This window comes from Collinsella sp. An7, from assembly GCF_002159335.1.
Taxonomy (GTDB): Bacteria; Actinomycetota; Coriobacteriia; order Coriobacteriales; family Coriobacteriaceae; genus Coprousia.
Genome location: NZ_NFHP01000007.1, coordinates 121,955 through 137,888 on the forward strand (window position 1 = coordinate 121,955; position 15,934 = coordinate 137,888).

Annotated in this window: 7 protein-coding genes; all 7 read left to right on the forward strand. The window is 68.7% G+C overall.

The window, feature by feature from the left end; all coding sequences use genetic code 11:
• The first annotated feature begins 662 nt into the window (after positions 1-662).
• Entirely contained in the window at positions 663-1,373 is a 711-nt protein-coding gene (gene cysE, locus B5G20_RS08820; RefSeq protein WP_087356532.1) for a serine O-acetyltransferase, read from the forward strand.
• Between the two features lie 183 nt (positions 1,374-1,556).
• Positions 1,557-2,393, forward strand: a complete 837-nt coding sequence (locus B5G20_RS08825) for an alpha/beta hydrolase family protein (protein ID WP_087356533.1) — start codon at positions 1,557-1,559, stop codon at positions 2,391-2,393.
• A 69-nt stretch (positions 2,394-2,462) separates the two neighbouring features.
• Entirely contained in the window at positions 2,463-3,323 is an 861-nt protein-coding gene (locus B5G20_RS08830) for an alpha/beta hydrolase-fold protein (RefSeq protein WP_087356534.1), read from the forward strand.
• 248 nt (positions 3,324-3,571) lie between these two features.
• Positions 3,572-13,372, forward strand: coding sequence for an AAA family ATPase (locus tag B5G20_RS08835; RefSeq protein ID WP_087356535.1), 9,801 nt, complete (start codon positions 3,572-3,574; stop codon positions 13,370-13,372).
• A 156-nt stretch (positions 13,373-13,528) separates the two neighbouring features.
• Positions 13,529-14,137, forward strand: coding sequence for a hypothetical protein (locus B5G20_RS08840; RefSeq protein ID WP_087356536.1), 609 nt, complete (start codon positions 13,529-13,531; stop codon positions 14,135-14,137).
• 24 nt (positions 14,138-14,161) lie between these two features.
• Positions 14,162-14,590, forward strand: a complete 429-nt coding sequence (locus B5G20_RS08845) for a hypothetical protein (RefSeq protein WP_087356537.1) — start codon at positions 14,162-14,164, stop codon at positions 14,588-14,590.
• Entirely contained in the window at positions 14,591-15,751 is a 1,161-nt protein-coding gene (locus B5G20_RS08850; protein WP_087356538.1) for an AAA family ATPase, read from the forward strand.
• The last annotated feature ends 183 nt before the right edge of the window (positions 15,752-15,934 follow it).

The following is a 15,934-nucleotide window of genomic DNA, read 5'->3' on the forward strand; positions in this document are numbered from 1 at the left end:
CCGTCGGGCCCCGCCGAGCCACGCCAGGCCACATCTGAACCGTGGCCCGATGTGCCCCCGCCAGCCCACGCCCGCTCCGTTTGGCCAAAATCCGGAGAAATCAACGATTTCACTCAGGCGCATGGCCGTGCGCAAGGAAAATCCTGCGCATCTGTTGCGGCGGGAAGGCCTTGGTGCCCGCTGCAGGCTCTCACGGGCTTGAGGAATCGTTGATTTCTCCGGATTTTGTCCACCGCGGCGCAGCCGTTTGATCCGCCGTGTGAAGGGTATCCATAATTACGCATATGTCATAGAGACTATGCATATTAATTGGATATGGCTGCATAGCAGAGCCTTTGGGCCCCACGCCCCACCGCAATCGGACGGATCAGCCCGCCAAATGGACCCTTTCGGCCCCGCACGGCACTCCCAAGGACGCGTGGGTCAGTTGGGGACGTGTTCCATTTGACCCATTCGGCAGTGCGGCCTCGCCTGCCCGTGCGGCGGTGGTCGTGTGGGGACGAGGCTGCTTCGCCTCACACAAAACGGATCAAATGGAACACGTCCCCAACTGACCCATCTTAATCCTAGTAATTCTATAGACATTTGTCTGCCGGCGGCCTACCATACATAGCACCCGCTGGCGCCCGGCGCCGCGCAAACGCACCCGAGTAGGAGCCGCCATGAGCTTCATCACCACCATCCGCGAGGACATCGCCAACGTTAAGGCCAACGACCCCGCCGCGCAGAGCGCCTTTACCATCTTTATCTCCTACCCCGGCCTCCACGCTAAGTGGATGCACACCCCCGAGCACTGGCTCTGGACGCACGGCCTGCGCGGACCCGCGCGCGTGCTCAGCCAGATCACGCGGTTCTTTACCGGGGTCGAGATTCACCCCGGCGCGCAGCTCGGCCGCCGGCTCTTTATCGACCATGCCATGGGCGTCGTTATTGGCGAGACCACCGTCGTGGGCGACGACTGCACCCTCTACCAGGGAGTTACCCTGGGCGGCACGGGCAACGAGGACGGCAAGCGCCACCCCACGCTCGGCAACCACGTGGTCGTGGGCACGGGGGCCAAAGTGCTCGGCAACATCCGAGTGGGCGACAACGTGCGCATCGGCGGCAACTCTGTGGTGGTTAAGGACGTGCCCTCCAACTCCACGGTGGTGGGCATTCCAGGACGCGTGGTGCGGCGCAATGGCTGCCGCGTGATGGAGGAGCGCTACGACGCGCGCAGCCACCGCGAGAGCCTGCCCGACCCGGTGCGCGAGGCGCACGCGTGGAACCGCGAGAAGATCAACGAGAACGTCTGCCGTATCCGCCAGCTCGAGGAGCAGGTGGAGCAGCTCAACGAGCTCATCGCCAAGCTCACCGAGGTCAAGGTGAGTTAGTCGAGCTTGCGCCCCCAGGCAGGCCTGCGCCCCAGACGGCTTTGCGCCCCGGGCGCGCCTTCGCCCCCAGACGGACCCGTGCCCGCGCCGCATTACAACTCCACCGCACCCGCGCGCCGGCCGCGCCGCGCCCCGCCGGCGCGTATACTTATGCGGTACCGTTCCCGCAACCAAAGGAGCCGTATGGCACGCCTCTCCGTTGATTACTTCTCTGCCGCGCTCATGCGCACCACCACCCTCGACGTCATCCTCCCGGTCGATAACCCCGGCGAGGCCATGGGCGTCGACCATACGCGCCGTCAGGATCCGAGCACCTGGGACCGCCGCGACTATCCCAGCCCCAAGCCGCCGTTTAAGACGCTCTACCTGCTGCACGGCATCACGGGCAACCACACCGACCTCATCTCTGAGACGCGCATCCGTGCCTGGGCCGAGGACCGGCAGATCGCCGTGGTCATGCCGTCGGGCTACAACGCCTTCTACCTCGACCACCCCGAGACGCACAACTACTACGGCCACTTTGTGGGCGAGGAGCTGCTCGACGTGACGCGTCGGATGTTCCCGCTCTCCAACCGCCGCGAGGACACGTTTATCGGCGGCGTCTCGATGGGTGCCTACGGCGCGCTCCGCAACGGCCTCAAGTACTGCGAGAACTTTGGATCGATCATCGCGCTCTCGAGCGCCATGGTCATCGACGGGTTTGAGCAGATCATCTCCGACGGGCTCTTCTTCTTGAGCCGTCCGTTTTTGGAATCCACCTTTGGCGACCTCGACAAGGTCGCCAACTCCGACAAGGACCCGGCGCGCCTTGCCGCCGACCTCGTCTACTGCGACCGCCCGCGCCCGCGAATCTTTATGGCGTGCGGCACCGACGACCCGCTGACCCCGGCCAACCGCGTACTCGCCGATAGGATGCGCGGCACCGGGCTCGATGTGACCTATCATGAGCTACAGGGTGGGCACGACTGGAACCTCTGGAACCAAGCGCTCCCCATGGCGATGGACTGGCTGCCCCGCTAACCCCGCCGGCGCCTCGCGGCGCGAGCGTCGCCCGCGCGGGATCACACTGCAACCGATGGGAGGATCCGCATGGCCCTTCTCAGAGTTGACTTCTACTCACGCTATCTCGAGCGCAACGTGGTGCTGACTGCCGTCATCCCGGTTGACAAGATGGATGGCGATAAGCTCGCCAAGCGTCGCCAGGGGCCGTACCGCACGATGTACCTCTTGCACGGCCTCTTTGGCCGCGATTACGACTGGATCGACAAGACCCATGTGGTCGAGACGGCCGAGGCGCGCGACGTCGCGGTCATCATGCCCTCGGGCGAGGACGGCCTGTACCTCAACAAGCCCGAGATCAACGAGTGGCATGGTAAGTTCATCTCGGAGGAGCTGGTGGAGGTAACCCGCCGGCTCTTCCCGCTTTCACGGAAGCGCGAGGACACCGCGCTCGCCGGCATCTCCATCGGCGCGTACACCGCGCTCATCAACGGGCTGCTGCGGCCGGAGCGCTTTGGCTCGATCATCATGCTCTCGGGCGCGTTCATGCGCGACCGCGTGCTTGACGCCGTCGAATCGCACTCGCCGCGCAAACGCAAGTACTACGAGCGGTTCTTTGGTGACCTCGATACGGTCATCGGTTCCGAGAAGGACTACGTGGCGCTGGTCGACCGGTTCCGTAATGACCCGAGCCTGCCCAAACCCCGCTTCTACGGCGCCTGCGGCAAGTCGGACAACCTGTGCGGCGCCAACCGCGAGGTCATGAACCTTCTGGGCGACGCCGGCTTTGACGTGACATACTGGGAGCCGGGCATTGGCGGGCACGAATGGCCGTTCTGGAACGCGTGGATCGACTGCGCGCTTGACTGGTACGCGCCCGGCGAGATGCGCCCCTCTTCGGCGGGCGGCGACTACACGGCGCTCACGAGCCTTCGGCCACCGCAGCAGTAAGGGCGCGCGCGGCGCGTGTCTGTGGCGATGGACGGCCCCGGCTTCTCCGCGAGAGGCCGGGGCTGTTTTGGTGACGGGCGGGGACGGGGCCTGGTGCCAATGGCTCAAAACAGCCCCGCTCCAAAACCGATGGGCTGCTCCAATCAGCCCATGCTCCTTTTTATACGGATACCCTTCTCGCAGCTCACGGCACCAGTCGGCACTCGGTCGATATAATGAGAACACACCCCCGACGAGCTGGAGACGCCATGGCACACGTGCAGGCAGCAGAGACCCTCACCATCCTCGACGACACCGAGGCGCGACGTGCGGCGCGGGTCTACCGCAAAAGGGACGACGTTCGCGAAAGCCCCGTTCCCGAGCGCCATTGGCCCCTGCCGACCGTCGACGACTTTGTGCAGACCGCGGCCTACGCGCGGCGCCAAGCCCGTGGCAAGCGCAACGCGGGCGAGCCGCCCGTCTATTACTGGTCGGCGGTGAAGTCGTTTCGCACCATAACCGGCCTGTTGGTCGACGCCGCCGCCGGCATAGAGACAGAGGAGCTGCTCGAGGAGGTCGCGCGCAGCTGGCGCATCGCGTCCGACCCCGACCTGGACTCCGACCCCGCCGCTCCGCGCGGCATGGGCGATCCGCCCCTCTGGGCCCTGCGCTCGACCAGCGATTGGAAGACGTCATCGCTGCGCATCGCCTTCCCGCTCTGCACCGTCCGCCGCGAGATCGCGGGCTCGTCCAAGAGCACCGCCCCGGGCATCGAGGTCGTCATCGCGCCGTACAAGCCCAGGTACCGCCCGCGGCAAGAGGGCGACCCGGCGTTTACCATCATGCTTTTTCTCTTTGACCCCAAGCCGGCACCGAGTGTTACCACCACACTCAAGCGACGCAACACAATCGAATCCGAAGCGACCAAGGCAAAGCGCCAAACCCCGCCGCGCACCGTCCCCGAGGAGGCCGAGGTCGAGCAAATCGTGCACAGCGAGCGAGCTCTCAGCGCCGCCGACGAGGAGGCCCTCAAGCGCTATCTTTCTAACGACAACCTGCGCAAGAACCTCTCCGACGCCAACGACTGCCTCCAGCACCCCACCTCCCCGGAGCTGCGGGCGAGCTATGTTGGCGTTATCCTCCGAGCAATCGATGCCGCGGCGCGCCTCGACGACATTGAGCTGACGCGTGCTGAGCGCGCCGTGATGCGCACCATCCTTGCCGGCGACCCTCTCCCCAGCATCTCTGAACTCACCAGCGACGCCTATGGCATGGGCACAGCCGATGCCGCGGCGCTCGCGAGTACCTGGGAGAGCGCACCTGCCGTGCGCGGCTACTCGTGGCACGCGCTCGCAAGGCTCATGAACCTGAACATGAACCCCATGCGCTTTCTTGGCATCACGCGCGCCCTCGTACTCCTGGGCATCTATACCACCATCGGCGGCAAAGGCGCCCGCCAATCGTGGCTCCAATATTGCCTGCGCGATATCGCAGAGCGCGAGGGCGGTGCCCGCGTTGTCTCCTGGCTGCGCCGCCACCGCGACGCCGTACGTCGGGCCGCCACCACGGGCGGAGGGCTTGCTCCCAGCGGGGGCATGCTCCTCACCGCCTACACCATGGCAAACGACTACCGCCCGCACGACGCGGCAGCCTACCTCGAGGCGCTGCGCGACTGTGGCGTGACGGACGACCTCGTTGAGATGGGGCTTGCGCTCTGCCAGGCGCTCGAAGGAGGCGACGCCACGCTGCCGGCGCCCAGCAAGCGGGCCGACCGGGGGCTCGGCATGTCGCTCGGATTTGGTGGCATCGCCAAGCAGCTCGTCAAGCACGTACCAGCCCCCGGTGCCGTGCGCATCCTCTCCCGCATCGCACATAGCGAGAGCATGAGCCGTGTGTTTTTGGCCACGGCGCAGACGGTCCCCGGCATGGTGGGAGCGAACGCTGCAGACAGCTCGGACGAGGACAGTCCGCGCGGCTTTGCGGCGGAAGCTCTCGCTGAGCTGGAAGCCTTCTGCACCGAGTCCGTCGCCGGCGGCACGCCGACCGAGGTCGGGGAGCCTGCTTGCGAGGACGCTGCGGCAGACCTCGTAAACGGGGCCGGCAACCCCGCAACTGTCGACGCCCCCACGGTACTCCCCGCGGCCGCGCTCCTCGCCTACATCGCCGGCGCCGCGCCCACGTGGCTCCAGGCCTCGGTAACGCGCGCAGCCGAGGATAGGCCGACCTCGTCCGCCGCGGGCGCGACCGCCGCCAGCCCGTACCCCGGCCCCGACGCCCCGGCGTTCGACGTGCTCGAGGGCTTCTATACCGTATGGCGCGCACGGCACCCTGAAGAGCCCTGCGCCGCCTATGCCCTGCGCGCCCTCGAGGCGGGCCGCGCGCGTTTCGCCGCCGCAGAGCTTGCCGAGGTCGTAGACCCCGAGGCGCGCCCGTGCCGCGATGCGCTCGCCGGGCTTGAGGATATCGAGAGCGCGGCAGCCCGCGTTACCGCACACTCCACCGCCCCCGATGAGGAGCTGCTGCGCGCGGCACTCATCCGCACCCTTACGGCGATCAAGTCTGCTAGAGCGGGCACACACCAACCAGAGACACCCCTCGCCGGCGCGGCGGACGCACGCACAGCAGACGCGCCAAACGCGGAGACGCCGGCCCTCGACCCCGAGCTCAACCGGGCAATCGGCATGCGCGTTATCGCACTCATGGCCCAGTGCTTCCAGCGGCAGCCCGGATGCCTCGCCCCCACCCCCAGCATTGATCCCGCCCCCTTTGACCTCCTCGTCTCGTACGCTGCCGAGCGTGCTGCCGAGACCGGCCTGGCGGCCGAGCGCGGCACCGATATTCTCTGCACACTCGTAGCCGCGGGCGCGCGCAGCTCGACCTTCCGGGCCGAGAGCGCGCTCGTTGGCCATTACGCCCGGCGCGTACTGGTGCTCAACGGCCAGGTGCGGGAGGCGATCAACCGGGCGCTCGCGCTCTCGGGGTACCACGACGTCGCAAACGTTCTTGCCCCGTGCATCCTAAACGCCGGCACCATGGCCGCCTTCCGCGCGCGCTGCCGCATGTTCTGCGGCTTTGTTCGCGCCATTCCCGAGAACAAGCGCAAGCTCAACGCACCCGCGGCGCCCGCGCCCGCCGGCGCGATGGGCACGGCCACGCTCTCGCGCACCGAGGAGCGCATGCGCGAACTCCAACGGACCCGCGCACTCTACCGCATGCCGCTCGTCGACCTCGTGGCGCTCTTTATGGAGGACCCCGACCTGCATGTGGGCCGCACCAACCCGGGTAAAGACCTCAAGCGCGCGCTCAACGCCCACCAGTACCGCCGCGCCGCCAGCGCCCTCATGTTCTCGTATGTGGACGCCTGGCAGCTCGACAGCCTGACCGACTCCCTGCGGTGGGTCTATCTGGAGGACGTCAACCGCGACCCGATTGCCCTCGCGCGCGAGCTCCCGGTTTGCGCGAGCCTCATGCGCGAGTATGTGCTCGGCCCGCTCATGCTTGCCGCCGAACAGAGCCTCCGCCCCCACGACGAGGCGCAGCAGGGTCTCGCCCATCTGGGAAGCGCGCTCGTCGACGTGATCCAGACGATATGCGAACAGGGCATCTTGGCGCGCGGCTACCACCAAGAGCAGCCGGTGGCAAACCTCGCCCGCGCCCTTGAGCAGGCTGCCGCCCGCCTTGCCATGGACCCGCGCCTCGACGCGGCGCCCATTGCCGCAGCGGCCACGGCCCTGAGCGATGCCGTTGCCAGAACCTTCCCCGAGTGCGCCAATCTGGACGGCAGTGTGACGGACCTGTCGGACGCCGCACTTGTTGAGGTACTCTGCCAAATTGTTGAGGACGGGGCCAGCACCGCCAACGCCGAGCACCGCGAGCTCGTGCTGGCCGAACTCCAGCGGCGCGCGGACGCCGCGCAGGCAAACGCCCGCGTGCGCACCCTCGCTGCCTGGTGCGACGAGCTTGCCCAGTCGGACGGTGCCGCTCGCGGCAACGGAGCGGCACTCTCCGCCATGACCCGCTGCGCCCTCGAGCTTGTGCGCGCCGGTGTGCGCGGCGGCGGACAGCAGGCGCTCCGACCTGCCGCCGACGCCCTCGAGACCGCCCGAGGAACAAGCGCCCAGGCAAACGTTGCTCTCGTGCGGCTCATCTGCCGCTACCACCGCATCTTTGGCACCGACGCCACCTGGTGCACAGTCACCGCCCAGCAGCTCATCGACCGCACCGCGCAGGGCGTGCCCGCCGAGCTCCTCAATGACGTGGCCCGCATGGCACGCGCTGCCGCCGAAGAGGCGTCATCGGTCTCGCGCGGCACTATCCTGCTCGAAACCGCCGAGGTTGCCCGCGCGCTCGCCGCGCCCGATGCAGCCACCCCCGAGAGCTACGGCGCCGCCGCGCGCGAGGCGCTGGAGCGCGCCGACGCCGATGCGCCGGAGCTGGCACACGCGGTGACGGTGGGCGCGCTCTACCGGCATATGGGCCCGCTCGTGACCCATGTGGCGACCTGCGGGGACCAAGCGGCCGCACGCCGCGTGGCGCGGGTGGTGCGCCCGCTCTTCTCCAAGCGCCCCTGGTATCTGAGCCGCACCGTCCTCAAATCGGCGCTCTCCGCTTGTGAGCAGGACGAGGAAGGCCTGCCCGGCATTGAGGAGCTCCGCGCCTTTGCCGAGGAGCTCGATGCGCCCGAGCTTGTGGAACTTATCGATGCGCTTGCGCAGATTGCCGGCGCTGGCGAGGCGTCGGCCCTTGGCGCGCTGAGCCCGCTCATCATGCTCGTGCAGGGCGGCGGCCCGAACCTCGCTAACGTTCTGGTGAGCACGCTTGCGGCAGCAGAGCGCGCCGACCGTGCTCGCGCCGATAGCGCAGGCACCACCCCGGCTAACACGGACACCCTTGGTAGCACAGCTGAATCCGACGAAGCGGATAGCCCCTCCGGCGTCCCTGCCGCCGGCGCGACGCCCGCCATCTCGTTCGAGAAGCTTGCACGGCGCGTCGCCCGCCAGACGCTCCCGCCCGTCTGCCTCATCGACGCGTTTCAGCAGCTCGCCCTCCAGCACCGGGGTGACACGCTGCAGAAGGCCATGGGCGGCATCTTGGCAGGCCCCGCCGTGGCGTACATCGTCCTTGTGAACGGGCTCACCGCAGCGCACCTCGCCCCGAGCGACGCCCTCGCCGCTACCGCCGCGGAGCTGACGCCTGCAGGCATCGCCACGCTTCCCCGGGCGTTCCGCCCGGCCGCGCGCACGCTCGCGCGCACCGCGGCAAACCCCGCTCCGCTCCGGGCTCGCTACGCCCTGAACGGCCGATTTGAGGGGTTTGCGAGTGCCCAGCGTGATGCCGACGCGGAGCGTGCCCTTGCCGAGATTGTGCGCGCCCAGGCCGCCGAGCTCGCCGTCGCAGCGTCGGCACGGAACGCGGTGGACCAGGGGCCCCAGCAGGGCACCGCAGGCACCGAGGACGCCACGCCCGATGCCGGTATGCACGAGAAGGCAAGCGAGGCGCTCGGTCTGATAAGCGCCATGCTCGACGACACCTCAGACGCCGCCGAAGAGGCGGACCCTCTGCAGCGGCTTTACCTTGTGGTTGCCGCGAGCCTCTTGGCGCTGGGAAGCGGAGGCACCGACGGGCAGCTGATCTGCGGGATGGGCCCGCACCTGCTTGCCCGCGCTGCCGCGCTCTTGCGCTCCTGCCTGGCCGAAACCCCCTTTGCGGACCTCGAGGCCGCGTGTGCCCAAACGCCCGACCCGCGCCTTGAGGCGCTCGCCGACCTGCTGGACCCCGCGCGGACCTTAGCGGACGACACCGCCGAGGATTCCGCCCGAGCCGCACTCCGGCGTCTGCGGGCCCCACTTGCCCGCGCTCTGGGCCGCGCGCTCAACGCCCTCGCCGACCGCGCCCTCGCCACCGCCAACGATGCGCTCGCCCAGGCCATGCCGCCCGAGAGCGACCAAGGCAACAAACCTGCACCCGATACGGCGGCAGACCTCGCAACAGACCCTGCTACCGCCGCGCTCGCCAGCGCCTGCGGCGACCTTGCCGCGGCGGCGGCCCTCCTCGCCGAGGCTGGCCTTGCGCCCACGGACCGCGAGCGTGCCGCCGCAGAAACGCTTCGCTATCTCGGCGGCACGGGGGCAGCCGACGCCGGGCACACCGGGCCGCACACCGCACCCGGCACAACCCTGCGGCTCTCTGCCCTCTGCAACGCCGCACATGAGGTGCGCCAGGGTAACGCCCATGCGGGCACTGAGACGATCATCGCGCTCCTCCGGGCTCTCCCCGCGCCGGAAGCCGAGCTCGCCCGTCTTGCGAACCACCTCGACAACATCCGCGCCCACAGCGCCTCGCGCATCGCCGTGCAGATTGAGAACGTCGAGCTCGACGGACGCATCGCGCTCATCGCCCACAACGACTCCTCACGCGTCCCTGCTGAGCTCACGGTAACGGCCATCGACCTCATTCCGCCGGTTGGCGAGTCCGTGCACAAGAACCTCGTGGGCGCCGACGCGGCGGAGGCGCACGTTGCCCTCCCCTGTCGCGGAGCCGGCCCCGCCGAGACGCCTCTCGGCATCGACATGGATATCCCGGCGCGCATCGAGTCGGCAACGGTAGCCGTGCACCTGCGCTCCGGCGCCGGCAACCACTGGTGTGTGCGCAGCGAGCAGCCGCTCCCCGCAGCCCGCATAACGCGCGCGCTCGGACAGGAAAGCTACCGCGTTGAGGCACATCTCGACGGCTCACGCGGCCGCTTTGTGACGCGGGGCGACGCCGGCCTCGACGATGTGACCGACAAGCTCCGCAGTATCGACAGCCGCAAACGCGGCGTAAAGATCGTGGGCGCCAAGGGTGTGGGCAAGACGGCCCTTGCCCGCGAGGTTGCCGCGAGGCCGCTCACCGTCGACGGCACGCTCGAGAACGTCTTTGTGCCCGTCACACTCGACCTTGATGCCAACCCGGCGCTTCTTCTCTACAACCTCTTGCAGGGGCTTGCCAGCTCCCTCGCTGCTCTGGCGGACGGTACCGGCGAGGTGCCCGCCGTCAACAATGTGCCCGCAACCTCAAGCACCGCGGGCACCGCGCGCAGCACGCGCCCCGAGCGCGCTGCAGAGGCGGCAGCGGCCATCCGCGACACGATCGCGGAGGTCAGGGAGGAGCAGGGCACGGCGCAGCGGCCCAAGCTCTCCGAACTCGGCGCCTTTGTGTGCAGCGACATCTCCACCGCCCTCGCCGGCCTGCGCAAGCTCGGCTTTGCCGTGACCTTTATCGTAGACGAGGCGCAGGAACTTGCCCGCTGCGACAACGAGGACCTCGACCGCCTGCGGAGCATCGTTGCAGACACGGGCGGCGTGTGCGCCTGGCTCTTTGTGGGCACGGGAGACCTGGTGGATATCGACCACCGCACCGTCGACCGCGAAACCGCCTTTGCCCGGCTCATGGAGGCGGCAACCGTCGCGGTGGCGCACTTCCCGCCCGACCGGCGCGCAGAGATCATCGCCCATATGCTCGACGACCCCAACGTGCTCGGCGCAGCGGACGCGGGCATGCGCTTTACCCCAGACGCCATTGCCTACCTGGCCGAATACACCGGCGGCCACGCACGCTCGACCCTCAAGATCGCCAACGCGGTGCTCACGGCCGCACGGCGCGGCCCTGGGTCGGACTCGCCCTTTGCCCGCGAGACCAAGCGCTACATCTACGCAGCCGACATCCAGTGGGTGCTCAGGGGCGGCGGCGTGCGCGCCGACGACAGCATCGCCTACGACAGCGTGCGCAGCGACTTTAGAGAAATCGAGCAGCGCTCGGGCGTTGAGATGGCGCTACGCGCGTTGCTCAAGCTCGAGGGCGACGGCGAGCGCGAGCCTTCGCTCGCCCAGCTCGTGGCCGCCGCACAAGAGCTCGATGACGAGAAGGCCGCAGACGCCGACGGTCTGTCCGCCACGCTGGGGCGTGGCATGGGAACCCTCGTCTCGCGCGGCTTTGTAGATCGTCAAGCGGCCAAAACCCCCGAAGGCGGCACCGAGGAGCGCTACACCTTTGCCTCGGTGATGTACGAGCGCTTTGCGCGGTTTGGTTATCGCGACGTGGTGGCCGCCCGTTTGGTCGACATGGCCGCACGCGGACACGTAAGCGACGAGACGCGCGCCCGCGAGGCCGAGCTCCGCGAAGAGGGCTTGCAGAAGCTCTATGAGGAGGCGCTCGCAAAGGCCGAGCTGGCAAGCGCCGAGCTGCAAAAAGAGCGCGCGAAGGCCGAGCAGGCGAGCGCTGCGCTGCAGGAGACGAGCGCCAAGCTGCAGGAAGCGCGCGAGTTTGGCATTAGACAGGAAACTCGCGCCGAGATGGAGCTCCAGGCCCGCAAGCGTGCCGAGGCGCGGGCGGAGGAGGAGCGCAGGCGCGCTGACCGCCCGCAGACCGTGGTCGTGAACCCGCAGCTTGAGCACAGCAGCCTCAACCTCGCCCAAGGGGATGTCGCAACCGCCGGCGGCGAGCACGTGCACGGTAACGTCTCCACCGTGACCATCGGCCAGCTGACCGTCAACTACACCGCGCAGACGCTGCAGCACATCAACGCCACCGTTGCGGCGGCGCTTGAGGGCGACACTGCGCCAGAGGACGCCTCGGAGCTGACGGCCCAGCTGCCCTGGCCGAGTGACCACCGCTTTATGCAGGCTGCCGACTCCCGCATCGCCAAGGCGCTTGCGGCGGCGCAGGAGCGCGCCGAGAGGAGCGGGCAACCGGGGCTTGCGTTCTCGCCACAGCCCGGCGGACAGACGGTCGCAGGCGGATCTGCCGATGCGGCGCGACTCGCCGGGTACGCCACCCCGGGCGCCAGCACGCCCGAGCCGAACTCCCCGGCCCCGGAGCTCGATATCGCGACTGCGGACGAGGGCCTCGACACCCCCGACCTCCGTCGCCAGGCCCTCGCCGACGACGCCTACGCCGCGCACTTTGCCGATGCCGCCAAACTCATGCTCGGCTCGGACGCCGCAGGCCTTGCCGCCTGGCTCGAGGATGCCGGCAACCGGAAGATCCTCTCCGCCGTGGGCATCACGTGGAACGGCGAGGGCCAGAACGGCAACAACCCCCTCTTTGCCCGAGCGTTCCGCACGCACGACGACGACCTCGTTGCCACATGCCGGAGCGTCTGCGTAGCGGCCATGATCAACTGCCTCCTCGACACGGCGCAATTTGAGAACCACTCGCCTGTGGCAGCGCTCCTCGCCCAAGAGGCCGAGCACCTGTGGAAGGCCCGTCTCATGGGCACACTCGCCGGCAACCCGGTTGCGGGCGGCCTGCTCGTCAACTGGGACGAGGGAGGCGACTTTACGGGTGGCAGCGGCATCCCGCTCAACCTGTGGGCGCAGCGCGCCACCGACGGCGGCCGGGAGGTTATCGACCGCTCCGAGCTGGGGCGCTTCTGTCGACTCGGATCGTTTGGCCCCAAGCAGGGCGGCCAGAGCCCGTGGGACCGCGAGTTCCCCGCACCGCTCGCCTTTGGGACGCCGTACCGGCTCGCCCCGGCGTACGCGGAGCTCAGAGAGAGCACGCTGAAGGAGATCGCGCCCGAGGCCTCCCATGAGGTCTGGAGCTCGTACGACGGCGCGTTCTACGAGGAGAGCGAGCGGCTGAACGGCACCATCCGACGCGTGAACAACCTCGACGTGCTCGCACGCGCTCTCGTCGCGGCAAACGCGGACAGCACCGCGGCAGACGGCGCGGCGGTACGCTACCGGGAGCTCGCGCGCTACTTCGCCGGCCTCACGTGCGTGCGCAGCCTGCGCAACCACGCCTCCCACGGCGGGCCCGGGGCGGGGCGGACCGTCTTTGACGCGCGGTGCGCCCGGATGCTCTTCTCAGTGACCGCGTCGGACGCGAGCAACGAGCAGGAGCTGCACGTTCCGCGCATCGTCTTCTGCTCCGCTTGGAGGAGCGCCGGCTCGGAGATCCCCTGGAGCACCGTTCAGCCAATGGACGAAGCGGGCGGCTTTGAGGTGCACCCCGCTAACGCCGGCGTCCTACACGAGACGGCGCGCCTCGCCGATGAGCTGGGCTACCGCAGCATCGAGCTCGACCGGTAGGGCGCGCGGGCAGGGGGGGGTGAGGCCGTCGCCTCGCCCCCCACGCGGCCGCATAACCTCATTTGCTCCTTTTTATACAAGTAGCTGCACAGCGCCGCTCAAAGCGGCCGCGTATGCTCTGAGCTGTCACGTCCCCTCGAGGAAAGGACCGCAGCCATGAGCACCGATTCCCCGCACAGCACAGAGCCGCGCGCCGCAACGAGCCCGCTTGTCGAGGCCGTGCGCGAGCAGCTCGAGAGCGCCAAAGAGCCCTGGGTCGAGCTCGCCCCCACCACCTTCATCTCCAGCGGCGTGCCGATGGGCATGGAGTTTGCGCAGGCGACGCTCACCTTAGACGAGGCATCCGAGAGCTGCTCCTTTGTGGTCGACCTCAACCTGCGCATTCCCCAAGACCGGCACCGCGAGGCCGCGCGCTTTCTGCACAAGATCAACCGGGCGCTCCCCCGCCGCGGCTTTGAGCTGGGCGACGACGGCTGGGTACGGTTTGTGGGCGAAGGGCAGCTCAAGCCGCTGCTCGGCTCCGATGTCGCCGGCGCGGTCCGCGAGGCACTCCTGCGCTCGGCCGTCATGATCAACGACCTGTACGCCCTCACCGCAGGCGCACACGCCTGGGAGCTCGAGGGCAAGACGTTTGAGCCCGACGCGCACCTTGCCGAACCAAGCGACCCCACGCAGGTCGGCGACGAGGCGCTGGACGACGATGGTGACCCTGGCGACGCGGACGACGAGGACATCGCAACCCTCATCTCGCGCCTGCTCCACTAATCCCGCCAGCCACAAGGAGGACCCATGCTCATTGCACAAGACAGCTGCACCGTACCCCAAGACCTCCGCAACCTGCTCGAGGAGCCCACATACTCCTTTAGCAAATCGAGCGCGAGCACGCTCCTCGCCCGCGACAACTTGCGCGCCGCCGTGCGCATCGCAGAAGGGACGGAGGGCGCCATCGTCTACATCAGCCCCAACGCCCGCATTCCCCAGATTGGGGACGCGCGCCGGAACTTCCGCCGCTTCTGCTACGAGTGCCCCGCACGCCTGCTCGGCGACGCCTACCAGGACACGGACGACGGGGAGGTCTACGTCGCGTTCAGAATCTCCGAGAGCCCGGAGAGCGCCAAATCCGCCATCGAGGAGGCCCTCGACGCCCTCCCCGAGGCCGTGGAGGCGATCCGCGCCTACGTGCACGAGCACATCGACCAGGCTCGACGGGACGCCTAGATGAGCCGGACCTTCTTTGCCGGCATTCTGCGCCTGCCCGAGCAGGCACCGTGGGAGCGCGTCGCGCGGCAGCTCTCACTCGTCGATGCCCACCGCAACCTGCGCGTCGTGCCCACCCGGGCGCGGCGCGCGCCGCAGGGCGAGGGTTACGCGCTCGGCATCTTTTTGTGCCATGACTCCCCCATCGACGCGCTCGACGAGCGCCCGGAGCACCTCCGCACCGAACTCGCGCGGTTTGTTGACGCGCCGATCGAGCGGTTTGGCCGCATCGAACCCAACACCGCAGGCGACGAGATCCTCCCCTACCTCGTGGAGGCCTCGGACGTCTCGCAGGCACGCGCCATCAGCCCCGCCGCCCTTGCCCCGGCACCTGCAACCGACCACGAGCTTGTGGGGCTCGAGGAGCAGCAACGCTCGATCGCCGACGTGGGGCTCGTGGTGGGCACCTTTGGACGCGACGCCGTCGAGGTCTGCCACTTTGCCTTTATGGGCGGGCCGGGAACGGGCAAGACGGCACTCGCGCGCGACCTCGTGCTGCGCTTTGACAAGCTTGGCGTAACCGACGGTACGGGCAACCTCGTCAAGGCCGATGCGGCCGAGCTCATCGGCAAGTACGTGGGGCACACCGCGCCGCAGACCAAGGAGGTGGTGGAGCGCGCCCTCGGCGGCGTGCTCTACATCGACGAGGCGTACGGGCTCATCGACAACGCCTTTGGCCGCGAGTGCATCACGACCCTTGTCGATCTGCTCGATACCCACCGCACGGAACTCGTGTGCGTCTTTGCCGGGTACCGCGCCGGCATCGAGCGCATGCTCGCCTCCAACGAGGGCCTGCGCGAGCGCGTGCCCTACCGCATCGAGTTCCCCGGCTACACCGACGGCGAGCTGGCGGAGATCTTTCGCTCGCTTGCCCGCGCCAAGCGCTTTGAGCTCTCTGCCGAGGCGGACGAAGCGCTTGCGGGCACGATGGCGAGGCTCCGCCGGCAAGACGGCTTTGCCGAGGCGCGGAGCGTGCGGAACCTCCTGCAGGATGCGCTCATCGAGGTCGCGCGTCACAGCCGCGAACGCGTGATCGGCGCGGAGGACCTCGAGCGAGCCCTGCGTCGGCGCCTTGCCGACGCCTGTGCCCGCGACCCTGTCGGCTTTGCGCCGGGGCGATAGGTGGCGGGCGGGGTTGGGCTGCGACGCAGGCTCGGGCGCTGCCTTGGCGGGCGGGGTTGGGCTGCGACGCAGGCTCGGGCGCTGCCTTGGCGGCCGCGCGTTGCGCTGGCACCGACGCCCGGTGTCTCCCTGTCCGCGTCCGTGCCCGCCCCGGTACCGGCACCCGGTGTCTCCCTGTCCGCG

Bases quoted from the DNA above. Each gene is read 5' to 3' on its own strand.
- B5G20_RS08830 (WP_087356534.1), top strand. From the start codon at position 2,463: ATGGCCCTTCTCAGAGTTGACTTCTACTCACGCTATCTCGAGCGCAAC.
- B5G20_RS08845 (WP_087356537.1), top strand. From the start codon at position 14,162: ATGCTCATTGCACAAGACAGCTGCACCGTACCCCAAGACCTCCGCAAC.
- B5G20_RS08825 (WP_087356533.1), top strand. From the start codon at position 1,557: ATGGCACGCCTCTCCGTTGATTACTTCTCTGCCGCGCTCATGCGCACC.
- B5G20_RS08835 (WP_087356535.1), top strand. From the start codon at position 3,572: ATGGCACACGTGCAGGCAGCAGAGACCCTCACCATCCTCGACGACACC.
- B5G20_RS08850 (WP_087356538.1), top strand. From the start codon at position 14,591: ATGAGCCGGACCTTCTTTGCCGGCATTCTGCGCCTGCCCGAGCAGGCA.
- B5G20_RS08840 (WP_087356536.1), top strand. From the start codon at position 13,529: ATGAGCACCGATTCCCCGCACAGCACAGAGCCGCGCGCCGCAACGAGC.
- cysE (WP_087356532.1), top strand. From the start codon at position 663: ATGAGCTTCATCACCACCATCCGCGAGGACATCGCCAACGTTAAGGCC.